Origin of the sequence: Pseudomonas sp. DrBHI1, assembly GCF_002205115.1 — a bacterium.
Lineage (GTDB): Bacteria > Pseudomonadota > Gammaproteobacteria > Pseudomonadales > Pseudomonadaceae > Aquipseudomonas > Aquipseudomonas mosselii.
Map to the genome: position 1 here is coordinate 1 of NZ_NIBE01000142.1, position 21,652 is coordinate 21,652.

Annotated in this window: 27 protein-coding genes and 1 tRNA gene; 13 read left to right on the forward strand and 15 right to left on the reverse strand. The window is 62.4% G+C overall.

The features are described from left to right. The first annotated feature begins 379 nt into the window (after positions 1-379). The 6 genes from ftsK to cysG all read left to right on the forward strand — a co-directional run bounded on the left by ftsK (position 380) and on the right by cysG (position 7,898). The gene (ftsK, locus tag CC207_RS25160; RefSeq protein ID WP_082750394.1) at positions 380-2,800 is read left to right on the forward strand and encodes a DNA translocase FtsK; all 2,421 of its coding nucleotides are present in this window, start codon (positions 380-382) and stop codon (positions 2,798-2,800) included. A gap of 62 nt (positions 2,801-2,862) precedes the next feature. After that, positions 2,863-3,486, forward strand: coding sequence for an outer membrane lipoprotein chaperone LolA (lolA, locus tag CC207_RS25165; protein WP_028692385.1), 624 nt, complete (start codon positions 2,863-2,865; stop codon positions 3,484-3,486). A gap of 12 nt (positions 3,487-3,498) precedes the next feature. Then, positions 3,499-4,824, forward strand: a complete 1,326-nt coding sequence (locus tag CC207_RS25170) for a replication-associated recombination protein A (protein ID WP_028692384.1) — start codon at positions 3,499-3,501, stop codon at positions 4,822-4,824. Beyond that, positions 4,821-5,195, forward strand: a complete 375-nt coding sequence (gene crcB / locus CC207_RS25175) for a fluoride efflux transporter CrcB (RefSeq protein WP_028692383.1) — start codon at positions 4,821-4,823, stop codon at positions 5,193-5,195. Before CC207_RS25170 ends, crcB begins: the two co-directional genes overlap by 4 nt. 30 nt (positions 5,196-5,225) lie before the next feature. After that, positions 5,226-6,506 (forward strand): serine--tRNA ligase, encoded by a 1,281-nt coding sequence (gene serS / locus CC207_RS25180; RefSeq protein WP_028692382.1) that lies wholly within the window; start codon positions 5,226-5,228, stop codon positions 6,504-6,506. After that, positions 6,507-7,898 (forward strand): siroheme synthase CysG, encoded by a 1,392-nt coding sequence (gene cysG / locus CC207_RS25185; RefSeq protein ID WP_069017328.1) that lies wholly within the window; start codon positions 6,507-6,509, stop codon positions 7,896-7,898. It abuts the gene before it with no gap. A 113-nt stretch (positions 7,899-8,011) separates the two neighbouring features. On the opposite strand, the gene CC207_RS25190 is transcribed toward cysG, so the two are convergent. The 8 genes from CC207_RS25190 to CC207_RS25225 form a co-directional block, all read right to left on the reverse strand. Next, positions 8,012-8,974 (reverse strand): glutathione S-transferase family protein, encoded by a 963-nt coding sequence (locus tag CC207_RS25190; RefSeq protein WP_088852949.1) that lies wholly within the window; start codon positions 8,972-8,974, stop codon positions 8,012-8,014. Positions 8,975-9,071: 97 nt separating this feature from the next. Continuing rightward, complete coding sequence (locus CC207_RS25195) at positions 9,072-10,055, reverse strand: glycosyl transferase family protein (protein ID WP_175406192.1); 984 nt, start codon at positions 10,053-10,055, stop codon at positions 9,072-9,074. 29 nt (positions 10,056-10,084) lie between these two features. Beyond that, positions 10,085-10,420: a TusE/DsrC/DsvC family sulfur relay protein gene (locus CC207_RS25200; RefSeq protein ID WP_028692378.1), complete on the reverse strand. Its 336-nt coding sequence runs from the start codon at positions 10,418-10,420 to the stop codon at positions 10,085-10,087. Next, positions 10,417-10,713, reverse strand: coding sequence for a sulfurtransferase complex subunit TusB (gene tusB / locus CC207_RS25205; RefSeq protein WP_088852950.1), 297 nt, complete (start codon positions 10,711-10,713; stop codon positions 10,417-10,419). Before tusB ends, CC207_RS25200 begins: the two co-directional genes overlap by 4 nt. Beyond that, on the reverse strand, positions 10,713-11,072 hold the full coding sequence (gene tusC, locus CC207_RS25210; protein ID WP_088852951.1) for a sulfurtransferase complex subunit TusC: 360 nt from the start codon (positions 11,070-11,072) through the stop codon (positions 10,713-10,715). The genes tusB and tusC overlap by 1 nt, the downstream gene beginning before the upstream one ends. Position 11,073: 1 nt before the next feature. Next, positions 11,074-11,466 carry a sulfurtransferase complex subunit TusD gene (tusD, locus tag CC207_RS25215; RefSeq protein WP_088852952.1) on the reverse strand — a complete coding sequence of 131 codons (393 nt, stop codon included), beginning with the start codon at positions 11,464-11,466 and terminating at the stop codon, positions 11,074-11,076. A gap of 85 nt (positions 11,467-11,551) precedes the next feature. Further along, entirely contained in the window at positions 11,552-12,931 is a 1,380-nt protein-coding gene (locus CC207_RS25220) for a nucleobase:cation symporter-2 family protein (protein ID WP_062573555.1), read from the reverse strand. Positions 12,932-13,144: 213 nt separating this feature from the next. Continuing rightward, positions 13,145-13,816 (reverse strand): Bax inhibitor-1/YccA family protein, encoded by a 672-nt coding sequence (locus tag CC207_RS25225; RefSeq protein WP_028692373.1) that lies wholly within the window; start codon positions 13,814-13,816, stop codon positions 13,145-13,147. A 147-nt stretch (positions 13,817-13,963) separates the two neighbouring features. Between CC207_RS25225 and CC207_RS25230 the strand changes: the two genes are divergently transcribed. After that, positions 13,964-14,051 (forward strand) — tRNA-Ser (locus CC207_RS25230). A gap of 111 nt (positions 14,052-14,162) precedes the next feature. Here the strand turns inward: CC207_RS25230 and CC207_RS25235 are convergent. Genes CC207_RS25235 through CC207_RS25245 form a run of 3 tightly spaced genes read right to left on the reverse strand, consistent with a single transcriptional unit; the run spans position 14,163 to position 15,883 of the window. Next, entirely contained in the window at positions 14,163-15,224 is a 1,062-nt protein-coding gene (locus CC207_RS25235; protein WP_088852953.1) for a tyrosine-type recombinase/integrase, read from the reverse strand. A gap of 1 nt (position 15,225) precedes the next feature. Further along, on the reverse strand, positions 15,226-15,468 hold the full coding sequence (locus CC207_RS25240; RefSeq protein ID WP_088852954.1) for a DUF4224 domain-containing protein: 243 nt from the start codon (positions 15,466-15,468) through the stop codon (positions 15,226-15,228). A 37-nt stretch (positions 15,469-15,505) separates the two neighbouring features. After that, entirely contained in the window at positions 15,506-15,883 is a 378-nt protein-coding gene (locus tag CC207_RS25245; RefSeq protein WP_088852955.1) for a hypothetical protein, read from the reverse strand. A gap of 222 nt (positions 15,884-16,105) precedes the next feature. On the opposite strand from CC207_RS25245, the gene CC207_RS27080 reads away from it, so the two are divergent. After that, complete coding sequence (locus tag CC207_RS27080) at positions 16,106-16,279, forward strand: hypothetical protein (protein ID WP_158216153.1); 174 nt, start codon at positions 16,106-16,108, stop codon at positions 16,277-16,279. A gap of 274 nt (positions 16,280-16,553) precedes the next feature. Next, complete coding sequence (locus CC207_RS28095; RefSeq protein WP_088852957.1) at positions 16,554-16,835, forward strand: hypothetical protein; 282 nt, start codon at positions 16,554-16,556, stop codon at positions 16,833-16,835. A gap of 69 nt (positions 16,836-16,904) precedes the next feature. Here the strand turns inward: CC207_RS28095 and CC207_RS25260 are convergent, their stop codons facing one another. Further along, positions 16,905-17,363: a hypothetical protein gene (locus CC207_RS25260; RefSeq protein ID WP_143496177.1), complete on the reverse strand. Its 459-nt coding sequence runs from the start codon at positions 17,361-17,363 to the stop codon at positions 16,905-16,907. A gap of 305 nt (positions 17,364-17,668) precedes the next feature. After that, positions 17,669-18,592, reverse strand: a complete 924-nt coding sequence (locus tag CC207_RS25265; protein WP_088852959.1) for a DNA cytosine methyltransferase — start codon at positions 18,590-18,592, stop codon at positions 17,669-17,671. Positions 18,593-18,654: 62 nt separating this feature from the next. Here CC207_RS25265 and CC207_RS25270 point away from each other — a divergent pair, with 62 nt between their 5' ends. From CC207_RS25270 to CC207_RS25285, 4 genes are all read left to right on the forward strand, one after another. After that, a complete protein-coding gene (locus tag CC207_RS25270) occupies positions 18,655-18,939 on the forward strand; it encodes a hypothetical protein (RefSeq protein WP_028692333.1) in 285 nt (94 codons plus the stop codon). Positions 18,940-19,377: 438 nt separating this feature from the next. Continuing rightward, positions 19,378-19,674: a hypothetical protein gene (locus tag CC207_RS25275; protein WP_088853004.1), complete on the forward strand. Its 297-nt coding sequence runs from the start codon at positions 19,378-19,380 to the stop codon at positions 19,672-19,674. 84 nt (positions 19,675-19,758) lie between these two features. Then, a complete protein-coding gene (locus CC207_RS25280) occupies positions 19,759-20,130 on the forward strand; it encodes a hypothetical protein (RefSeq protein ID WP_088852960.1) in 372 nt (123 codons plus the stop codon). Positions 20,131-20,236: 106 nt separating this feature from the next. Beyond that, the gene (locus tag CC207_RS25285; RefSeq protein ID WP_088852961.1) at positions 20,237-20,842 is read left to right on the forward strand and encodes a hypothetical protein; all 606 of its coding nucleotides are present in this window, start codon (positions 20,237-20,239) and stop codon (positions 20,840-20,842) included. On the opposite strand, the gene CC207_RS25290 is transcribed toward CC207_RS25285, so the two are convergent. Then, positions 20,837-21,358: a hypothetical protein gene (locus CC207_RS25290; RefSeq protein WP_088852962.1), complete on the reverse strand. Its 522-nt coding sequence runs from the start codon at positions 21,356-21,358 to the stop codon at positions 20,837-20,839. The two genes, CC207_RS25285 and CC207_RS25290, sit on opposite strands and share 6 nt — an antisense overlap. A 12-nt stretch (positions 21,359-21,370) precedes the next feature. Further along, positions 21,371-21,643 carry a hypothetical protein gene (locus tag CC207_RS25295; protein ID WP_088852963.1) on the reverse strand — a complete coding sequence of 91 codons (273 nt, stop codon included), beginning with the start codon at positions 21,641-21,643 and terminating at the stop codon, positions 21,371-21,373. Positions 21,644-21,652: the final 9 nt, after the last annotated feature.

The window sequence follows — 21,652 nt, forward strand, 5'->3', positions numbered from 1 at the left end:
GGGGGGAAGGTCAGCGAGTCGCGGGTCAGCCAGGTGAGCATGGGGTTCTTGAGCGGCGGGGGAGGGGAGAGGGCAGCATGGCGTGGGTTAAGAATGAGGTCAACGCCTTGCCAGATCGACAAATTGCCTTCGGCTTCGGCAGCGCCAGGCACCATCTGGCGCTTTTGCTGTCATACCTGTGCAAAAACACAGCATAAGCCTTTGTCACAAAAGAAAATGCATGCTCAAATTGCATCTATATGAAAGTAGCCCCCGTTCGCGCCCCACACGGCGTGCCGCCATGGCGGCTGGCGGGCAGTAATGTTAAAAGTAGTGGTTCATTGGCCAGTGACCGGCCAATCACTATTGGACGCGCAGCACGCGCAGGAATAGACGCGTTTTGAAGAAATCCACCGCAACTCCAGCCCCCTTGCCAGTGCCCCTGTGGCGGCAACAGCTGCACTATCGCCTGAAGGAAGGTGCGCTGATCGCCGTCGGCGCCCTGTGCCTGTACCTGTGGATGGCACTGGTCACCTACGACACCGCCGATCCGGGCTTCAGCCACACCAGCAACGCCGAGCAAGTGCAGAACGCCGCCGGCCGCGCCGGGGCCTACTTCGCCGATATCCTGTTCATGGTGCTCGGCTACTTCGCCTATATCTTCCCGCTGCTGCTGGCGATCAAGACCTGGCAGATCTTTCGCGAGCGTCACCAGCCCTGGCAGTGGAGCGGCTGGCTGTTCTCCTGGCGCCTGATCGGCCTGGTGTTCCTGGTGTTGTCGGGCGCGGCATTGGCGCATATCCACTTCCACCCACCGGCGAGCATGCCGTTCTCCGCCGGTGGTGCCCTGGGCGAGAGCCTCGGCGATCTGGCGCGCAACCTGCTCAACGTGCAGGGCAGCACGCTGATGTTCATCGCCCTGTTCCTGTTCGGCCTGACCGTGTTTACCGACCTTTCCTGGTTCAAGGTGATGGACATCACCGGCAAGATCACCCTCGACCTGTTCGAGCTGGTGCAGGGCGCCGCCAACCGCTGGTGGGAGGCGCGCAACGAGCGCAAGCGCCTGGTGGCGCAGCTGCGCGAGGTGGACGAGCAGGTCGATGAAGTGGTCGCCCCGGTGGTCGCCGACAAGCGCGAGCAGGTCAAGGCCCGCGAACGCATCATCGAGCGCGACGAGGCGCTGACCAAGCACATCGCCCAGCGTGAACAGCAACCAGCCCCGGTGATCAACCTGCCGACTCCGTCGGTCAAGGCGCCGGAGCCGAGCAAGCGGGTGATGAAGGAGAAGCAGGCGCCGTTGTTCGTCGACAGCGCCATCGAAGGCACGCTGCCGTCGATCTCCATCCTCGACCCGGCCGAACAGAAGAAGGTCGAGTACTCGCCCGAATCCCTGGCCGCTGTCGGCCACCTGCTGGAAATCAAGCTGAAGGAATTCGGCGTGGAGGTCTCGGTCGACTCGATCCACCCGGGCCCCGTGATCACCCGCTATGAGATCCAGCCGGCCGCGGGCGTCAAGGTCAGCCGTATCGCCAACCTGGCCAAGGACCTGGCGCGTTCCCTGGCGGTGACCAGCGTGCGCGTGGTCGAGGTTATTCCCGGCAAGACCACCGTGGGTATCGAGATTCCCAACGAAAACCGCCAGATGGTGCGCTTCTCCGAGGTGCTGTCGTCGGCGCAATTCGACGAGAACAAGTCGCCGGTCACCCTGGCCCTGGGCCACGATATTGGCGGCAAGCCGGTGATCACCGACCTTGCCAAGATGCCGCACCTGCTGGTGGCCGGTACTACCGGTTCTGGTAAGTCGGTGGGCGTGAACGCGATGATCCTGTCGATCCTGTTCAAGTCGGGCCCGGAAGACGCGCGGCTGATCATGATCGACCCGAAAATGCTCGAGCTGTCGATCTACGAAGGCATTCCGCACCTGTTGTGCCCAGTGGTCACCGACATGAAGGACGCCGCCAACGCCCTGCGCTGGAGCGTCGCCGAGATGGAGCGCCGCTACAAGCTGATGGCGGCCATGGGCGTGCGTAACCTGGCCGGCTTCAACCGCAAGATCAAGGATGCCCAGGAGGCCGGCGAGATCATCCACGACCCGCTGTACCGTCGCGAAAGCATGGATGACGAGCCGCCGGCGCTGAAAACCCTGCCGACCATCGTGGTGGTGGTCGACGAATTCGCCGACATGATGATGATCGTCGGCAAGAAGGTCGAAGAGCTGATCGCACGTATCGCCCAAAAGGCCCGTGCAGCCGGTATCCACTTGATCCTGGCCACCCAGCGCCCGTCGGTGGACGTGATCACCGGCCTGATCAAGGCCAATATCCCGACCCGCATGGCATTTCAGGTATCGAGCAAGATCGACTCGCGGACCATCATCGACCAGGGTGGCGCCGAACAGCTGCTCGGCCACGGTGACATGCTCTACATGCCGCCGGGCACCAGCCTGCCGATTCGCGTGCATGGCGCGTTCGTTTCCGACGACGAGGTGCATCGCACGGTCGAGGCCTGGAAGCTGCGCGGCGCGCCGGACTACAACGATGACATCCTCAACGGCGTCGAGGAGGCCGGCAGCGGCTTCGACGGCGGCGGTGGCGGTGGCGGCGATGGCGACGACCCGGAAGCCGACGCGCTCTACGACGAAGCCGTGCAGTTCGTGCTGGAAAGCCGCCGGGCGTCGATCTCGGCGGTGCAGCGCAAGCTCAAGATCGGTTACAACCGCGCCGCGCGGATGATCGAGTCGATGGAGATGGCCGGCGTGGTCACGCCGATGAACAGCAACGGCTCGCGGGAAGTGATTGCCCCGGGCGGCCCGCGCGACTGATGAACAACCTGCCGGGCGCCATTGATGACGCCCGGCCCCTCCACTGTGCAATGAGGATTTCCATGCGCGCGATTCGCATGCTGTTGGTTTCTGCCCTGGCTACGGCCAGCCTGTCGGCCCAGGCCGGCGAACAGGACGTCCAGCGCCTGACGCAATTGCTGGAAAAGTCGCAGACCATCGAAGCCAATTTCTCCCAGCTGACCCTGGATGCCGGTGGCACCAGCCTGCAGGAGACCAACGGCAAGATGACCGTCAAGCGCCCGGGCCTGTTCTACTGGCACACCGATGCGCCGCAGGAGCAGGTAGTGGTGTCTGACGGCAAGAACGTCACCCTGTGGGACCCGGACCTCGAGCAGGCGACTATCAAGAAGCTCGACGTGCGCCTGAACCAGACCCCGGCGCTGCTGCTGTCCGGCGATGTGTCGAAGATCAGCCAGAGCTTCGACATCACCTCCAAGGAGCAGGGCGAAGTGATGGACTTCACCTTGAAACCCAAGACCAAGGACACCCTGTTCGACTCGCTGCGCGTGTCGTTCCGCAGGGGCCTGATCAATGACATGCAGCTGATCGACAGCGTCGGCCAGCGCACCAATATCCTGTTCAATGGCGTCAAGGCCAACCAGGCGGTGCCGGACAGCAAGTTCCAGTTCGACATCCCCAAGGGCGCTGACGTCATCAAGGAGTAAGCGGAGCCTGTGATGGACCTGTTTCGAAGCGAACCCGTCGCCCAGCCCTTGGCCGCCCGCCTGCGTCCGTCCAACCTGGACGAGTACGTCGGCCAGGAGCACTTGCTGGCGCGCGGCAAGCCGCTGCGCGAGGCGCTGGAGCAGGGTGCGTTGCACTCGATGATCTTCTGGGGGCCGCCGGGGGTGGGCAAGACCACCCTGGCGCGGCTGCTGGCGCAGTTCTGCGACGCCCACTTCGAAACGGTGTCGGCGGTGCTGGCCGGTGTCAAGGAGATCCGCCAGGCGGTCGAGGTGGCGAAGCAGCAGGCCGGCCAGTATGGCCGGCGCACCATCCTGTTCGTCGACGAGGTGCACCGCTTCAACAAGTCGCAACAGGATGCCTTCCTGCCCTACGTGGAGGACGGCACGCTGATCTTCATCGGCGCCACCACCGAGAACCCGTCGTTCGAGCTGAACAACGCGCTGCTGTCGCGGGCGCGGGTCTACGTGCTCAAGAGCCTGGACGAGGCGGCGCTGCGCAAGCTGGTCGATCGCGCCCTGAGCGAGGAGCGCGGCCTGGGCAAGCGCAACCTGCGGGTGGGTGATGAGGCGTTCAAGATGCTCATGGCCGCCGCCGACGGCGATGGCCGGCGCATGCTCAATTTCCTCGAGAATGCCTCGGACCTGGCCGAAGACGGCGGCGAGATCGGCGTCGAGCTGCTGCAGAGCCTGCTCGGCGACAGCCGTCGGCGTTTCGACAAGGGCGGTGAAGCGTTCTACGACCAGATTTCCGCGCTGCACAAATCGGTGCGCGGCTCCAATCCGGACGGTGCGTTGTACTGGTACGCGCGCATGCTCGACGGCGGCTGCGACCCGCTGTACATCGCCCGCCGCGTGGTGCGCATGGCCAGCGAGGACATCGGCAATGCCGACCCCCGCGCCCTGAGCCTGTGCTTGGCGGCGTGGGACGTGCAGGAGCGCCTGGGCAGCCCCGAAGGCGAGCTGGCGGTGGCCCAGGCCATCACCTACATCGCCTGCGCGCCGAAGAGCAACGCGGTGTACGTGGGCTTCAAGGCGGCCATGCGCGAGGCCGCCGAGCACGGTTCGCTGGAAGTACCGCTGCACCTGCGCAACGCGCCGACCAAGCTGATGAAGCAACTGGGCTATGGCGAGGAGTACCGCTATGCCCACGACGAGCCGGACGCCTACGCCGCCGGCGAGGACTATTTCCCTGAACAGCTCGAGCCGCGCCAGTACTATCAACCGGTGCCGAGGGGGCTTGAGCTGAAGATCGGCGAGAAGCTCAAGCACCTGGCCGAGCTGGACCGCAACAGCCCTCGTCAGCGGAGAAAACCGTGATCGCACTCATCGCTGCCGTCAGCGCTGGCGGGATTGCCGGCACGCTGCTGCGCTTCGCCACCGCCAACTGGGTCGCGGCCCACTGGCCACGGCACTTCTATGCCGGTACGCTGGCGGTCAACCTGGTCGGCTGCCTGCTGATCGGCCTGCTCTACGGGCTGTTCCTGCACAAGCCGCTGGCGCCGGTCGAACTGCGCGCCGGGCTGATCGTCGGCTTTCTCGGCGGTTTGACCACTTTTTCCTCCTTCTCGCTCGATACCGTGCGCCTGATGGAAAGCGGGCAGGTCCCGTTGGCCTTGGGCTATACCATTATCAGCGTGGTGGGCGGCCTGCTCGCGACCTGGGCCGGCCTGTCCCTGACCCGATTCTGAACCAACATCTACACATAACGAGAGAACGACATGCTCGATTCCAAACAGTTACGCACTGAACTTCAGGCAGTGGCGGACCGCCTGGCCACCCGTGGCTTCAGCCTGGATGTCGCGCGCATCGAATCGCTGGAAGAGCGCCGCAAGTCGGTGCAGACCCGCACCGAGCAACTGCAGGCCGAGCGTAACGCCCGTTCCAAATCGATCGGCCAGGCCAAGGCCAAGGGCGAGGACATCGCACCGCTGATGGCTGACGTCGAGCGCATGGCCAATGAGCTGGCCGCCGGCAAGACTGAACTGGACGGTATCCAGGCCGAGCTGGACGGCATCCTGCTGACCATCCCCAACCTGCCGGACGCCAGCGTGCCGGTCGGCGCCAGCGAAGACGACAACGTCGAAGTGCGCCGCTGGGGGACCCCGACCACCTTCGACTTCGAGATCAAGGACCACGTCGCCCTGGGCGAAGTCAGCGGTGGCCTGGACTTCGAGGCCGCGGCCAAGCTCTCCGGCGCCCGCTTCGCCGTGCTGCGCGGCCCGATCGCCCGCCTGCACCGCGCCCTGGCGCAGTTCATGATCAACCTGCACACCGGCGAGCACGGCTACGAGGAACACTACACCCCGTACCTGGTGCAGGCTCCGGCCCTGCAAGGCACCGGCCAGCTGCCGAAGTTCGAGGAAGACCTGTTCAAGATCAGCCGCGAAGGCGAGGCCGACTTCTACCTGATCCCGACTGCCGAAGTGTCGCTGACCAACCTGGTGGCCGGCGAGATCCTCGACGCCAAGCAGCTGCCGCTGAAATTGGTCGCCCACACCCCGTGCTTCCGCAGCGAGGCCGGTGCCTCGGGCCGTGACACCCGCGGCATGATCCGTCAGCACCAGTTCGACAAGGTCGAGATGGTGCAGGTGGTCGAACCGTCCAAGTCGATGGAAGCGCTTGAAGGCCTGACCGCCAACGCCGAGCGCGTGCTGCAACTGCTGGAACTGCCGTACCGCGTGCTGGCGCTGTGCACCGGCGACATGGGCTTCGGCGCGGTGAAGACCTACGACCTGGAAGTGTGGGTGCCGAGCCAGGACAAGTACCGCGAGATCAGCTCGTGCTCGAACTGCGGTGATTTCCAGGCGCGCCGCATGCAGGCCCGCTGGCGCAACCCGGAAACCGGCAAGCCGGAGCTGGTGCACACCCTCAACGGTTCGGGCCTGGCCGTCGGGCGTACCCTGGTGGCGGTGCTGGAGAACTACCAGCAGGCCGACGGCTCGATCCGTGTGCCGGAGGTGCTCAAGCCGTACATGGGTGGCGTCGAGGTCATTCGCTGAATGGACTACCTGCCGCTTTTCCATAAGCTGCAGGGCGGCCGTGTGCTGGTCGTCGGCGGCGGCGAGATCGCCTTGCGCAAGGCGCGCCTGCTGGCCGATGCCGGCGCCGCGCTGCGGGTGGTGGCGCCGGAGGTCGACGGCCAGTTGGCCGCGCTGGCCCGCGAGGGCGGTGGCGAGGTGCTGGTGCGTGGCTACCAGGCGAGCGACCTGGAGGGCTGCCGCCTGGTGATCGCGGCCACCGACGACTCCGCGCTCAACGCCCAGGTCTCGGCCGAGGCCCAGGCGCGCAGCCTGCCGGTCAACGTGGTGGATGCCCCGGCCCTGTGCACGGTGATCTTCCCGGCCATCGTCGACCGTTCTCCCCTGGTGGTGGCGGTCTCCAGCGGTGGCGACGCCCCGGTGCTGGCGCGCTTGATCCGCGCCAAGCTGGAAGCCTGGATCCCGTCCGCCTACGGCGAACTGGCCGGGCTGGCGGCGCGTTTCCGGCACAAGGTCAAGGCCTTGTACCCGGACGTCAACCAGCGGCGTGGCTTCTGGGAGAGCGTGTTCCAGGGCCCGGTTGCCGAGCGCCAGCTGGCCGGGCAGGGCGCCGAGGCCGAGCGGCTGTTGCAGGCGATGGTCGACGGCGCGCCGGTGCAGCAGGGTGGCGAGGTGTACCTGGTGGGCGCGGGGCCGGGCGATCCGGACCTGCTGACCTTCCGTGCCCTGCGCCTGATGCAGCAGGCCGACGTGGTGCTGTATGACCGCCTGGTGGCCCCGGCCATCATCGAGATGTGCCGGCGTGATGCCGAGCGCATCTATGTTGGCAAGCGCCGCGCCGACCATGCCGTGCCCCAGGACAAGATCAACCGTCTGCTGGTCGACCTGGCCCGCCAGGGCAAGCGCGTGCTGCGGCTCAAGGGTGGCGATCCGTTCATCTTTGGCCGTGGTGGCGAGGAGATCGAGGAGCTGGCCGACGAGGGGATTCCGTTTCAGGTGGTGCCGGGTATCACGGCGGCCAGCGGCTGTTCCGCCTATGGCGGGATTCCGCTGACTCATCGCGACTATGCCCAGTCGGTGCGTTTCGTCACCGGCCACCTGAAGGATGGCACCAGCAACCTGCCGTGGGATGACCTGGTGGCGCCGTCCCAGACCCTGGTGTTCTACATGGGGCTGGTCGGGTTGCCGACCATCTGTGCCGAGCTGATCCGTCATGGGCGCGCGGCGAGCACGCCGGCGGCTTTGGTGCAGCAGGGGACCACGCGCAACCAGCGGGTGTTCACCGGCACCCTGGCTGACCTGCCGGAGCTGGTGGCGCGGCATGAAGTGCATGCGCCAACCCTGGTGATCGTCGGGGAGGTGGTGCAGTTGCGCGAGAAGCTCGCGTGGTTTGAAGGGGCGCAGGACGCCTGAGCACGTTGTAGATCCACGTGGGAGCGGGCTTGCCCCGCGATAGCGTCAGAGGCGGCAACATTGTTGCCTGATCCGGCGCCATCGCGGGGCAAGCCCGCTGCCACGTGGGGTCTTCATCTTCTCTGCCAGATCCCTCTGCCCGACAACCGCTCCCGGTCATGCGGCAAGCCAAAGTCCTGCAACGGCCCCTTGGGCACGATCCCGTTCGGGTTGATGGTCTTGTGGCTCATGTAATAGTGCTTCTGGATATGCTCCATGTTCACCGTGCCCGCCACCCCCGGCCACTGGTACAGCTCGCGCAGCCAGTTGGACAGGTTCGGGTAGTCGCTCAGGCGACGCAGGTTGCACTTGAAGTGCCCGTGGTACACCGCATCGAAACGCACCAGCGTGGTGAACAGGCGCACATCGGCCTCGGTCAGGTACTCGCCGGCCAGGTAGCGCTGGCGGTCCAGCAGCCCTTCCAGATGATCCAGCTCATTGAACACCTCGTCGAATGCAGTCTCGTAAGCATCCTGTGAGGTAGCGAAGCCGGCGCGGTACACACCGTTGTTCACGGCCGGGTAGATACGCTCGTTGAGCGCATCGATGGTCGCCCGCAGCGGCTCGGGGTAGAGGTCCAGGGTATTACCGGTCAACCCGTCGAAGGCGCTGTTGAAGATGCGGATGATCTCGGCCGACTCGTTGTTGACGATGCGCTTCTCCTGTTTGTCCCACAGCACCGGTACGGTCACGCGCCCGGTGTAGTGCGGATCGTCCTGGGTGTAGCGCTGGTGCAGGTACTGCAGCGCATCCAGTTGATCGCCGCTGGAGCCTTGCTGCTGGTCGAAGGTCCAGCCATGCTCGCCCATCAGCCAACTGACCACCGAGACATCGATCAACGGCTCCAGGCCCTTGAGGGCACGGAAGATCAGGGTGCGGTGCGCCCACGGGCAGGCCAGCGAAACGTACAGGTGATAGCGGCCGGCCTCGGCGGCGGGCAGCGGGTTGCGCCGCTGGGCGTTCTCGCGCTGGAAGGCGCCGTCCTTGCTGCTCTGGTACCACTGGTCATGCCAGTGGCCATCGATCAAAAGGCCCATCTCGGAGCTCCTCGAAACACAATCGTTGGTCGTTGGAGCTCAGTCTAGGGCAAAGCGTTCGAAGAAATAGCGCAAAGACTGCCCTATTCCTATCGACTTATTCGATGTCTATGCGGGCGGCCCAGTAGGCGCGGGCATTGTTGAACGCCTGCTCGCGCTCCTGGCCGAGCCCGCGCAGGGCCAGGGCCATGGTTGCGACCACGGCCAGTTCGCCGTAGCTGTCCTGCGCCTCGCCGCGCCACACCGCCAGCAGGTGCTCGGGCTGCAGGCTGGCCGGCTTCACATGGCGCTGGGCGCTGAGCGCCGGCCACTCTTCGTCCCAGGCCTCGCCGGCCGAGGTGCCGTACAGGTGGCTGATGACATCCGGGTTGACCTCGATCTCGCCACCGTCGCCCTTGATGACCACGGCATGATCGCCGAGCAGGCGGCTGGCTTCGCGGTGCACCGCCTGGTAACCGGGGTGGAAGATGCTCTGCAGGCCGCAGCGGGCGGCAAGCGGGTTGAGCACCCTGGCCAGCGAGTGGATGGGCGAGCGCAGGCCCAGGGTGTTGCGCAGGTCGATCATGCGTTGCAGCTGCGGCGCCCAGTCCTGCAAGGGAAAGAAGGCCAGTCGGTGGCGGTCCAGGGTCTGCTCCACGGCCGTCCAGTCACGGCTGAGCGGAATCTCCAGCAGGTCGAGCAATTGCTCGGTGTACAGTCGCCCGGCCGTATGGGCGCCACCACCGTGCATCAGGATGCGCACGCCATTGCCTGCCAGGCATTTGGCCGCCAGCAGGTACCAGGGCAGGTGGCGCTTCTTGCCGGCGTAGCTCGGCCAGTCCAGGTCAACGGCGATGCGCGGCGCCTGCAGGTGGGCGCGCAGGGCCTCGGTGAAGCCGGCCAACTCCTCGGCGCTTTCTTCCTTGTGCCGCAGCAGCATCAGGAAGGCGCCCAGCTGGGTGTCCTCGACCTTGCCTTCGAGCAGCAGGGTCATGGCGGCGCGGGCTTCCTCGCGGGTCAGGCCGCGGGCGCCGCGTTTGCCCTTGCCGAGGATGCGCACGAACTCGGCGAACGGGTGTTCGGCCGGGGTTTCCAGGGTCAGCGGGCGTGTGTCGTTCAGCTGTGGCTCGGTCATATGCAGTTGGTCGGCTTGGGCAGGCCCGCCAGCTTGGCGGCGAGTTTGGCGGGGGTGCCATTGAACAGGCGGTTCAGGTGCGGGCTGTTGCCTTTTTCCGCACCGAGCTTGAGCGCGGTGTACTTGATCAGCGGGCGGGTGGCTGGCGACAGCTGGTACTCCTGGTAGAACTGGCGCAGCAGCTCGAGGATTTCCCAGTGGTCCGCGGTCAGGGCGATGCTTTCGCGCGTGGCGAGGGCCTCGGCGACTTCGTGGGACCAGTCCTGCAGCTCGACCAGGAAGCCGTCCTTGTCCAGGGCGATGTGGCGATCGCCGACAGTCAGGGTACTCATAACCAGCTGTTGACCTTGTCGTGGTGCAGGGTGAGTTCGACGAAGGCGGCGTAGTCCACGGCCTTGGCCAGGTGGCTGTCGAGGGCACGGGCCTGCAGGTCTTCGGCAAGGGCGAACAGCCGCCCGCCGAGGTTGGCGGCCTGCAGGATGGCGAACGGCTCGCTGCCGGCCTTGAGCGCGTAGGTGGCGTCGCCGCACAGCAGCAGCCCGTCTTGCGGGCCCAGCAGGCGCAGGCAGCTGGCCAGGCGCTCGTCGCCGAAGGGCGAGTGGGCGATTACATGCAGGGTCGTCATCAGAGCGTCACCACCTGGTCGAAACGGGCAATCAGCGCGGTCAGCGCACTGTCGTCGAGCACCTCGACCGGCAGCGCCAGGGCATAACCGTCCAGCCCCCGGCGGGCCAGGCTGTGGCCGCAGGCGAACAGCTCCTCGACCCCGAACATCGGCAGGGCCTGGAGGTTGGCGGTCAGGTTCTTCTGCTGCAGGGCGTCGGGTTGCTGCGCGGCGGCGAGCTGGAACACGCCGTCGTCGAGGAACAGCATGCCCAGCGGCAGGTCGAAGGCGCCACCGGCCAGGGCGATGTCCAGCGCCTCGCGGGCGGACGGGCCGCTCCACGGCGCCTGGCGGCTAATGATCAACAAGGACTTGGCCATCTCAATCACCTCCGAAGCAGACCAGACGGTCGGCCAGTTGCGCGGCTTCGTGCAGTTGGCCCAGGCCGGACAGCTCCCACGGCATCGGCAGGTTCACCGCCGGGCGCTGGTAGCGACTGGCCTCGGTGTCATCGAGTACGCCCCGGCGCAGGGCTGCGGCGATGCACACCACGGCGTCCAGGCGGTGGTCGCTGACGAAGGCGCGCCACTGCGCAGCCACGTCCAGCTCGTCCTGGGGCGTGACGATATTGGCCGAGGCGCTGTGCACCCCATCCTGGTAGAAGAACAATCGGGCTATTTCATGCCCGCCGGCCAGCACCGCCTCGGCAAAGCGCAAGGCGCGGCGCGAGGAGGGCGCATGGGCCGGGGAAAAGACCGCGATGGCGAATTTCATGGAAGGCTCGTGCAAATGAATGCGGCCATGATAAAGCAAAAAGCCCGCGCTGGTGGGCGCGGGCTTTTGCTCAGGCGGGCACGGCTCAGGCCTGCTCCTTGCCCTCGGGCAGGAACCAGTTGAGCAGCAGGGCACAGATGCCGCCGGTGGCGACGCCCGACTCCAGCACGTTGCGCAGCGCCGCCGGCATGTGCGCGAGGAACTCCGGCACCTGGGCCACGCCCAGGCCCAGCGACAGCGACACGGCGATAATCAGCAGGGCGCGGCGGTCGAGACGGGTGCTGGCAAGAATGTTGATGCCCGAGGCCGCCACGGCGCCGAACATCACCATGGCCGCGCCACCGAGCACCGGCTCCGGCACTGCCTGGATTACCCCGGCGACGCTGGGGAACAGGCCCAGCAGGATCAGCATGGCGGCGATCCAGATACCGATATGGCGGCTGGCGATGCCGGTCAGCTGAATCACGCCGTTGTTCTGGGCGAAGATCGAGCTGGGAAAGGTGTTGAACAGCCCGGCCAGCAGCGAGTTGGCGCCGTTGACCAGCACTCCGCCCTTGATCCGTTGCATCCACACCGGGCCTTCCACCGGCTGGCGCGAGACCTTGCTGGTGGCGGTCACGTCACCGATGGCTTCCAGCGAGGTGACTAGGTAGATCACCAGCATCGGGATGAACAGCGACCAGGAAAAGCCCAGGCCGAAGTGCAGCGGCGTCGGCACCTGGAACAGCGCGGCCTGGTGCATGCCGGTGAAGTCCAGGCGGCCCAGGTAGCCGGCCAGGGCATAGCCCACGGCCAGGGCGATGACGATGGCGCAGCTGCGCATCCACACCACCGGAATACGGTTGAGGATGACGATGATCGCCAGTACCACGCCCGACAGCAGCAGGTTCTCGCCATCGGCGAAGGTGCCATTGGCCATGGCGCCGAAGCCGCCGCCCATGCTGATCAGGCCGACCTTGATCAGGGTCAGGCCGATCATCAGCACGACGATGCCGGTCACCAGCGGGGTGATCAGGCGCTTGACGAAGGGCAGGATGCGCGACACGCCCATTTCCACGAACGAGCCGGCGATGACCACGCCGAAGATCGCCGCCATCACGCTTTCTACCGGCGTGCCCTGCTTGACCATCAGCGCACCGCCGGCAATCAGCGGGCCGACGAAGTTGAAGCTGGTGCCCTGGACGATCAGCAGCCCGGCGCCGAACGGCCCGAAGCGCTTGCACTGGACGAAGGTGGCAATACCCGAGATCACCAGCGACATCGACACGATCAGGTTGGTGTCACGCGCCGACACGCCCAGCGCCTGGCAGATCAGCAGGCCCGGCGTAACGATCGGCACGATGATCGCCAGCAGGTGCTGCAAGGCCGCCAGCAGGCCGATCAGTAGGCGAGGCTTGTCCTCGAGGCCAAGGACCAGTTCATTGGCAGGCGCCGCCGCGCCTGGGCCGTGTTCGTGTGAACTCATGGGAAAATGCCGCCCCGGAAGAAAAAAGGAGCGCATTCTACGGGCAGAAAGCCCATAGGGGTAGAGGCAAGCACGATGGCCGCACAATCGAAGGGGAATGGGGCAATAAGCTGACTTTTAAGTCAATCTTCGCTGGCTTTGCTACCGCTGTTCAGCAGGCACGAAAAAGCCCGCCGAAGCGGGCTTTTTGTGAGGCGCTGTCAACCGATTCGATCAGTCGTCGCGGCCCATGATGCCGAACAGCTGCAGCAGGCTGACGAACAGGTTGTAGATCGACACATACAGGCTGATGGTGGCCATGATGTAGTTGCGCTCGCCGCCATGGATGATGGCGCTGGTCTGGAACAGGATGCAGACCGACGAGAACAGTACGAAGCCAGCGCTGATCGCCAGTTGCAGGCCGCTGATCTGGAAGAAGAAGCTGGCCACCACGGCACCCAGCAGGACGAAGAAGCCGGCGGTGATGAAGCCGCTGAGGAAGCTCATGTCCTTGCGGGTGATCAGCACGTAGGCCGACAGGCCGCCGAACACCAGGGCGGTCATGGCGAAGGCCGAGCTGACCACTTCGGCGCCACCGGCCATGCCCAGGTAGCGGTTGAGGATCGGGCCGAGGATGAAGCCCATGAAGCCGGTGAGGGCGAATGTAGACACCAGGCCCCAGGCCGAGTCACGCAGTTTGTTGGTGAGGAAGAACAGGCCGTAGAAGCCGATCAGCACCACGAAGATGTTCGGGTAGCCGACACGCATCTGCTGTGCGACGAAGGCCATGATGCCGCTGAAGGCGAGGGTAAGGGCCAGCAGGCTGTACGTGTTGCGCAGGACCTTGCTGACCTCCTGCTGCTCGACCTGCTGGCCGTGTTGGACGGCGTAATCCTGTTCGCGCATGGCGCACTCCTTTGGGGTGAGACCGCGGTCCGGGACCGACGGTAGTGGAACGTATGAGGCAGAGCATATCAGAGCTGTCGCAGGGCGCGACACAGAGAGTTTGACAGCTTGTTACATTACGGTATGATTGCCGCCGCAAAACAAGCTGGAAGCGTGGCCGAGTGGTTTAAGGCAACGGTCTTGAAAACCGTCGATGGGCAACTATCCTAGAGTTCGAATCTCTACGCTTCCGCCACATTCAAAGCCCTGATTTTTCAGGGCTTTTTGCGTTTTTGGGGCATAGCAAAACCACCCATGGGAACACCCTTGGGAATGGTTTGTTGTGGAAGCGCTTCCGAAACTTTTCCTATTTGGTGGGTTTCGTCAGGGCTCCAACTCGGCGATACACCCGCTCTGTGATGTCGCCCTTGGTATGGCCGAGCAGCAGACTGGCGTGATCAACGTCGGTGATTTCCGAGGCTGCTTTCGGGCGAATGTCACGGAACTGGAATTGGCTGATACGGCCGGCCAGCACCTGGTCACCAGCGGCAGCTGCTTCCTTCACAGCTTCCTCCCGAGCATCGTCCCATCGATGGCGCAACATCGGTGCCGTGACACGTTTGCCGTTATCAGTCAGCAGTAGGTATGGCGAGCCGTGCGGAGCGTTGCGCTCCTGGATCTTTCTGATCAGCACGCCCAAGCTGCTCTCTACACCGTCCACCTCAAGCATGATCCGCAGCTTCTTTTGGGTCTTCTTCTGCTTTACCCCGAGGGCCTTGCCCTCAATGTCGTCCCTCCTCATCACCAGCACGTCCGCCGGACGCTGGCCCGTCAAATACGCCAAGTCCATGGCATCCTTCAGTTCGCCCACCGCTTTCGCGTAAACCGCGTTCCAGATCGCATCGTTAGCGTAGAAGTCTCGCGGCACCTCCTTGTTCTTGCGCACGCCCTGGCACGGATTCTCGTTGGTTGTGAGCCCCCACTCCCGGGCTATGTTGAAGATGTGCGATAGGGTGGCGATCTCGCGATTCGCCCTGACTGGGGCGGTTCTGGCATCGCGATACTTCGCCACATGCGCAGGGGTGATGCCGTCGATTGGGGCGTTCTCGAAGTAGTTTCGCAACTGGCGTATCTCGGCCAGGTTGTCCTTCTGTGTGCGCGGCGCCTTCTTCGGAATGATATCGCGCTCGTAGCGGTCGAAGATGGCGCCCATGGTGACCAGATCCTTGGGCTTCTCCTTCGCTTCAAGTTCTGCCCACTTCAGTCTGGCAAGGCTCAAGTCGGTGCCCAGCGCTACCTCTTTGCCCGACTTGTCCCGGTAGTAGTAGCTAATCCATTCCTTGTCGGGTTTTTTCTTGCTCTTACTGGTCCGCTTCCGTCGGTACACACCCGGAGGCAAGTCCCTGTTTTCGCTCTTCCTAGGACGCATTTCACCTCACCTTCGAAATGTCAGGTGTCCACGCAGGGACTACAGGTGGAGGTGACGCCGTTGGCATTACTCCAAGGCTCATGCCCAGTTTCATACGAACATAATGGCGGCCAACCAGTGGGCGCCCGCTGCGGGTTTCAACGAATACCCAGCCACGTTCCTCTAGCCAGCGACGCTGATATCCCCTGGCCTTATAGCCAGTCAGCTCGGCTAGCTCTTCGTCCGAAAGAATCTCGGTTTGCATGTGATGGTCTCCACGCCGCCGGTGGCGGCAGGTTGTGTCAGGCCGTAGCCTGGGCGATGGTCTGCTCGAAGCGCGATGCCAGTTCGGCGTTTACCTCGGCCTTGGCCAGGCTGTCGGTGGTGGCCTTGGCGCGGTGCAGGGTTTCGTACTTGCGCAGCTGGGCGGCCGCCTCAACCAAGTCGGCCAGGAGGTTCGGTGCCTGGGCGATCAGCCGGGCATTCGCTCTGCGCACATCCAAGGCGAGCTCAACAAGCCCAACCTCGGTGAATGTCATTGCATCGCCACAGTCGGCAATCATCCAGCCGTCAGTTGGGAGTGCTTTCACGCCGTCGCCGCTGTCGGCACCCAGGCCGGTGAAAACCTCGGTCTCGTTCAGGGCTTCCCAGGGGCCTGGGGTGTGCTTGTGTTTCGTCATGGCAATAGCTCTCCATGCCCGCGCATATCGGCAGGCTTGAATTGTTGAGGGGGAGGGAGAAAAGCGTGATGCTTCGTTGTCAACATGGCGTAGTGCCACTCATCCTTGATGGGGTGGTCACTTTTTGCGTTACGCGTTTAGGGGCTAAAAATGCCTAATTCAGATCAGAAATACCGGGCGTACCAACTGCTCCGACAGCTGGACACCGCAACGTCTTCAATCATGAATCAAGTTGCCTACGGCCAGATCGGCGGTCCCCTGTGGGGAGAGGCCTTACGGGTCCAGCAGAAGGCGTTTGACGAGTGGGCGGATTATGCGAAGACGCTGGCCACGTTTGAGATCCTGGCCTGCAGTGCTCAGCCATCCGGTGATCACAAAGACCAAAGCGAGGTTTAAGCCATGCTGGGGCAAGTCGTCACTTGGAAATATCGATAACTTAGGTGATGTATTACATCACCTCTAGTGTGCCGCTGGACTGCTCTTGCTGAAGGCCTCGTTGCCTCGAAATAGAGGGGAGAGGCGTTACATCAGGATTCGATATCCGCAAAACCTGTACAGCCGGCTGGATATCGCCATTGTTGTATAGCTTTTGACCCGCTGGTCAGACTGGCCGTTCAGCGGGGCTTTCTATAGGTCCATATGCTACTTGTGGGCTGATATGGAGACGGCTATGCGAACTAGAGGACCGAAATACTGGGAGTGGGCAGACGCCCAACTTCACTGCAGAACGCATGAGGAGGTGCTGTCTGATGGCACCATCCTTGATATCCAAGCCCGGCTATCGAGATGCGGAGCCACCCAGATGTTCATCGGCGTCTACGACGCCTCAGGCAACGCAATAAAAGAAGAGGCCTATGCCAAGCGTCCGGGAGAGAGCATTACTCGCGCTCTTGCCTGGGGCGTAGAGAGAGCTAGGCGTATCGCTTCGAAGGGCTCATCCGCGGTTGCATAGAGCTCAAAGGGCCGGCTAGTGTCGGCCCTCTAGTCTGTGGAGTACAAATGTGCTCCAGGCGGAGTTCCGCTACCTGGCGGTATTCAGCTGCAGAGCGAGCCCCTTCACGGCCTCGCTGTAGATGAATTTGATCTGGTCCCAAGGGATGGTGTGGTGTTGCGCATATTCGCCTTGGCCATCGCAGATCTCGCAGCCTTCTGCTGGCTCGTCCAGCTCGAGGCATTCGGGACATTCGCGGGTCACTTCCAGCTTGAACTCACCAAGCAACAGGGCTTTGGCGCCGTTCTCGGCTGTGAGACGCCTGGGCATTAGGCAGTAGCCGTGCGGTATCGATACACCCGGCTCTTCCTGGTGCTGCTGGGTTGGCTGAGCCAGGATGGCGCGCAGTTTGTCCTGCGCATGTCGCTGGTCGGTGTGTTGCTCGGTCAGGTTCTTGTAGCCGTGGGTCTTGAAGCCTACGGCGAATTCGATGATGTCGCGCGGCAAGCTGATCATCTTTGTGTTGCTGGATCGGTTTTCTGTGGGCATGGGGATACCTCGCGGCTACTCTGTAGCCACCAAAAAAGGAGTGGTTGTCATGGCAGCTGAAAAACAAGTTGATGGGGTGGTGGTATGGTCAGGTGGTGCCCAGCTAGAAGGGGGGTACTTCGCTACTGTTGGGCTTCAAAGAGGGGGCGCCCCTGCCCGATATGCAGTGATTCGAGAGCCGGCTCATACCAGTCTTTCTGATGCTCATGCCGCCGCCAGCATTGCGGTGGGAGCAATAGTCTCGGTTAGCAACGAGGACCTGATTTCATTCGCAGACGGGCGAACGGTGAAAGCGGTCTGACTGCCTACGCGGCCTTCATCAGCGCCTCTATAACACGCTGGCCCGCCAGCGGAGGCACTGCGTTGCCCGCCATGTGCATGGTCAGCCTGTGGTTATCTGGCCGCAGGGTGTCGGCCGGGAACGACATCGCGGCCAGGGCCTCGCTGGCGCTGAGCATTCGCATGCGGTCGCCGTCGACCAGTGCCCAGCGGTCCAGGGTAGTGATGGTGCCGATCGGCCGGTTGATGTCGCGGCCGGTGGTGCCGGAGCCTTTGCCGTAGTAGGGCATGATGAACCGATCACCGAAGCGCTGGCGGCCATTGCGCACTCGGTCGAGCGTGGCCTGGGCTCGGCCCGGTTTCTCGATCTGCGACCAGCGCCCGGCGTCGAAGTCGAGGAAGCTGCTGGCCGGCACGTGCTCGCATTGCTGCAACTGCAGCTGGATCGGCGCCTTGCTCTTTGTGCAGATCAGGAACAGGCGCACCCGGTGCTGCGGCACGCCGAGATCGGCGCAATCGACAATGTGCGGCGCGACCTGATAGCCAAGGCGCTGCATCGCATCCACCCAGCTGGGGTAGAGCACCCAGTTCACGAACTCGGGCACGTTCTCGATCACCCATGCGTCCTGCTGGAGCACCTCGGCCGCTGAAGGCACAGCCCAGGCTGTGGATCTCGACGCATCATGTTCCGGGTTTCCGCTCTTCTTGCCGCGGGCCTTTGCATGACCCTGGCAGCATGGGGAGGCAATGCCGATATCAGTGCGCGGAACTGCTGCCCAGTTGGCCTGGTGCAGGTCCTGGCAAACGTGGTTGGTTTCTTGGTGATTGGCTGCATGCCATTTCACGGCCTCAGGCCAGTGGTTTGCCGCCCAGAGAACCTGGACGCCTGCGGCGCGCGCGCCGGTGCTCCATCCGCCGAGGCCGGCGAACAGGTCGATTGCTGTAGTCATGAAAATACCTCGCGGCTATATTGGCAGCTTGGAAGACAAAAACGTTTTTAAGGAGAGTGCTGATGTCGAAGGATCCAAATGGAACTGTGAAGCGGATAACCGACGCGCTTGAGTTGGCAGCAACTGAGGTAGAACAGAAATACCGTTTCCAGGGAATCTATGAGCAATTGATGCCTTTGACTCAAGCCGATTTCCCTGAAATGAATGATGGAAATTTATTTGTCGATATTCTCGATAGCGCACAATCTTTGAGTACGGGCAAAAAAAATCCGCAAATGGCTTCTCGTTGCCTTAAGAGACTGTGGGAGCTTTACTGGCGGATGTCTTCTAACCAGCAGTATCAATAACGAAAAAAACGCTCGCCCGCTTTTGAGGGGTTATCTTTCAATAGGGGAAGGCGCTGGCGGGCAGCGCCGTATGTGGCTCAGTTAAGCGAGTGGTATGCTTCGCCGCTTACTTGCATGGAGAGCGGGCAGTGGTTTCGAAATTCTCGAAGAGGCAGCGATGGTGGGGTGGTATCGCCATTGCCGCTGCAAGCTTGGTTATGGCCGCGTGGATCCCTAAGCCCTGGGCTTGGGGCTTTATGCTTACTGGGGTTGCCGGAGTCAGAATTTGGGGATCGAGCTGGGATAACTATCTGAACTGTGACCAGGGCTGCCATTCTCAGCAGGAGCATGAGAAGTACTGCCATAGGCCTGAGTCTTCAGACCAGGCTTGAGGCGCTGGCGGGCGGCGCCGAGATGGGCTATTTCTTCCCTTTCGATCAATCCACCAAGGAGTGTGAGATGAAGAGATTAGTGTTGGGGACATTGTTGGTGGTGTCTGGCGCGGCCCAGGCCGGTATTCCGCTGGTGAACGCCACATGCCCAGGAAACATCGAGGTTCACGCCGACAAGGGCGGCCCGATCTACATCAATGGCAAGGAAGCAAAGCTGAAGAAGTTCAACGACAACTACTTCGAAGCCAAGGGCGGCGACGTGACTATCTCGCTGTCAATCAATCCGGATGGCTCTCCGAGCGTTTCCTATACCGGGAAAAAGCGGGCCAATGGGGTTTGCCAAGTGAAAAGCGAAGACTCCTGAGGCGCTGGCGGGCAGCGCCGTGGTGGCGTGATTCGCTGAGGTGAGTTATTGGTAGCGCCCTAAAAAGGCATGAGGCTTTCAGGCATGGCTCTTAAAGAACCGACTGATCGAGACCTTTGGCACAGTTTGTCGTTGTCGTGGTTGCTAATTTTTTTGGCAATTGCGATTCCCCTACTGGCTTTGATACTTCCGTTCCCTCAAGCAGCCGGACTAGACCGCGCTGGTTGGTTTTCTAGGAGCGGTGCACTGACTACGGTTTTTGCCATTTTGGCCGAAGGAGTATTGATTCGAGCGAAATTATCCATTACTCCCGCTGGTTTCGGTTGGGTAGGTCTGCAAGAACTGCGGGACGAGTTCATACCGAAATTCAACGCGCCGGAATGGCTGATTTTTACGCTGACAGTCATCGGCACGTTGATCTGGGGATACGGCGACATCCCTTTCAACGTGCGCTGAAGACTCGTTGACTGACACAGCGATAAATGATGGACGGCATGGTGGCAATTTGGTTTGGGATGGGGTATTACGGGTTGCTTACATGGGGCCGATCAAGGGGTAATGAATGCAAGATTACTCAGACCGCGAATTGGATAGCGCGTTAATTGCAACCATCCACCACGAATGTTTTTTGATGAAGGCGAGTCATGATGAGTTTATCCGGTTAGGCGAAAAGCAGATTCTCTCAACTCTTACGCCTACGGAGCAGGTTCAGCTATTCAGCAGCTACAGCTCTTTCCTGCACCACCTCTACGAATTTTTCGTCGCTTGTTTCATGAGAGAGCAGGGCAGTGATAAAGGCTTTTCTGGTCGAGCTGGAGCACTGAAGAAAGACGGTCTCTTTCAAGCGGAAGTATCTCTAGTCTTCCGAGGTATAGCTTCTCGGTTGAACGCAGGGTTCGGAGAAGGCTGGGAGAACGATGTCTCTTACTACGATGTTGAAATTCCGACTGATTTCGGCAAAGTCTTCCGAGAGGTCCGAAATAGCACTGCTCACGCAATTACAGAGCGGACTTCTGGCGAGATAGATCTCTCTGACTTCTACGCCAATTACCACAAATACGTTTATGAGCTCTATCGAGCTGCTAATCGATACTGGGGGCGTTTTGATATTGGCCGTTTGGACATGAAAGCAATCAGCCGCTTCAGCGTTGTAGCGCTTAGGTCATAGGGTGACTGCTGGTCCTATAACCTCATCCCCTGGATCCTGCTGAATCATTAGCATGCTTTTGCGGTCGAAGGCCAGAGCCAGGCGCGGCGATATGCTAACCTTGTGCCGCGGCGGGGTGAGAAACTTCGCCGCGTGCAGCCTGTCAAGGGCGTGGATGCCGTGTATCAAAGCCTCGATCATCTGGCTGTAAGTGGCGTCAGCCCATCCGCAGATTGCACGCAGGTGTTGCCCGGTTCGCTTCCGGGCTGACAGTCGCAGCAGCTCAGTCCGCACCACAGGCCGGTGAGCTTCGATTTCGTGGCGCGCGATCCTGAACAGGGCATGATGCCCGAGCGCTTCGATGTGATGAATCATGAGTGTCATCGCCTCGCCCTGTTCCTCGATCCCGGCCCACTCCATCAGTTCCAGTAGGGCCTGCTTAGTCCCTGGTCGAACCTTCAAACGCAGGTCTTCTTGCTGCAGCCGCTCGGCCTTCTTGCGCCGGCGTCGGTCGCGCTCTGCCTGGTCCATCGCCATACGGCGCCTCCTTTAATCAGTGGGACAAGAAATGCTGGTTCGCTTGCCTGCTTCCATTGCTTCAATAAAACGCATGGCCGCACGGTGGCTAAAGCAGAATCTCTTGGTCTTGCCGGTGGCAATCTCGATTATGTGCCAAGCCTTGCCCTTGGCGACTGCCTGGAATAGAGGGCCAGGGGCAGGAGGAAGTCGGCCAATCAGTTCGTAGAACTCGGTAGTCGCCATGAGGGAGCGTGCACGCAGGGCGGCCAGGCCGTCCACGCGCTGTTGCATGGAGTGGTGCATGGGATGATC

Excerpts from the sequence above, each read along its gene's own strand:
- lolA (WP_028692385.1), top strand. The coding sequence starts at position 2,863 with ATGCGCGCGATTCGCATGCTGTTGGTTTCTGCCCTGGCTACGGCCAGC.
- CC207_RS25170 (WP_028692384.1), top strand. The coding sequence starts at position 3,499 with ATGGACCTGTTTCGAAGCGAACCCGTCGCCCAGCCCTTGGCCGCCCGC.
- serS (WP_028692382.1), top strand. The coding sequence starts at position 5,226 with ATGCTCGATTCCAAACAGTTACGCACTGAACTTCAGGCAGTGGCGGAC.
- cysG (WP_069017328.1), top strand. The coding sequence starts at position 6,507 with ATGGACTACCTGCCGCTTTTCCATAAGCTGCAGGGCGGCCGTGTGCTG.
- CC207_RS25190 (WP_088852949.1), bottom strand. The coding sequence starts at position 8,974 with ATGGGCCTTTTGATCGATGGCCACTGGCATGACCAGTGGTACCAGAGC.
- CC207_RS25200 (WP_028692378.1), bottom strand. The coding sequence starts at position 10,420 with ATGAGTACCCTGACTGTCGGCGATCGCCACATCGCCCTGGACAAGGAC.
- tusB (WP_088852950.1), bottom strand. The coding sequence starts at position 10,713 with ATGACGACCCTGCATGTAATCGCCCACTCGCCCTTCGGCGACGAGCGC.
- tusC (WP_088852951.1), bottom strand. The coding sequence starts at position 11,072 with ATGGCCAAGTCCTTGTTGATCATTAGCCGCCAGGCGCCGTGGAGCGGC.
- tusD (WP_088852952.1), bottom strand. The coding sequence starts at position 11,466 with ATGAAATTCGCCATCGCGGTCTTTTCCCCGGCCCATGCGCCCTCCTCG.
- CC207_RS25220 (WP_062573555.1), bottom strand. The coding sequence starts at position 12,931 with ATGAGTTCACACGAACACGGCCCAGGCGCGGCGGCGCCTGCCAATGAA.
- CC207_RS25225 (WP_028692373.1), bottom strand. The coding sequence starts at position 13,816 with ATGCGCGAACAGGATTACGCCGTCCAACACGGCCAGCAGGTCGAGCAG.
- CC207_RS25235 (WP_088852953.1), bottom strand. The coding sequence starts at position 15,224 with ATGCGTCCTAGGAAGAGCGAAAACAGGGACTTGCCTCCGGGTGTGTAC.
- CC207_RS25240 (WP_088852954.1), bottom strand. The coding sequence starts at position 15,468 with ATGCAAACCGAGATTCTTTCGGACGAAGAGCTAGCCGAGCTGACTGGC.
- CC207_RS25245 (WP_088852955.1), bottom strand. The coding sequence starts at position 15,883 with ATGACGAAACACAAGCACACCCCAGGCCCCTGGGAAGCCCTGAACGAG.
- CC207_RS27080 (WP_158216153.1), top strand. The coding sequence starts at position 16,106 with ATGAATCAAGTTGCCTACGGCCAGATCGGCGGTCCCCTGTGGGGAGAG.
- CC207_RS28095 (WP_088852957.1), top strand. The coding sequence starts at position 16,554 with ATGCGAACTAGAGGACCGAAATACTGGGAGTGGGCAGACGCCCAACTT.
- CC207_RS25260 (WP_143496177.1), bottom strand. The coding sequence starts at position 17,363 with ATGCCCACAGAAAACCGATCCAGCAACACAAAGATGATCAGCTTGCCG.
- CC207_RS25265 (WP_088852959.1), bottom strand. The coding sequence starts at position 18,592 with ATGACTACAGCAATCGACCTGTTCGCCGGCCTCGGCGGATGGAGCACC.
- CC207_RS25270 (WP_028692333.1), top strand. The coding sequence starts at position 18,655 with ATGTCGAAGGATCCAAATGGAACTGTGAAGCGGATAACCGACGCGCTT.
- CC207_RS25275 (WP_088853004.1), top strand. The coding sequence starts at position 19,378 with ATGAAGAGATTAGTGTTGGGGACATTGTTGGTGGTGTCTGGCGCGGCC.
- CC207_RS25280 (WP_088852960.1), top strand. The coding sequence starts at position 19,759 with ATGGCTCTTAAAGAACCGACTGATCGAGACCTTTGGCACAGTTTGTCG.
- CC207_RS25285 (WP_088852961.1), top strand. The coding sequence starts at position 20,237 with ATGCAAGATTACTCAGACCGCGAATTGGATAGCGCGTTAATTGCAACC.
- CC207_RS25290 (WP_088852962.1), bottom strand. The coding sequence starts at position 21,358 with ATGGCGATGGACCAGGCAGAGCGCGACCGACGCCGGCGCAAGAAGGCC.
- CC207_RS25295 (WP_088852963.1), bottom strand. The coding sequence starts at position 21,643 with ATGCACCACTCCATGCAACAGCGCGTGGACGGCCTGGCCGCCCTGCGT.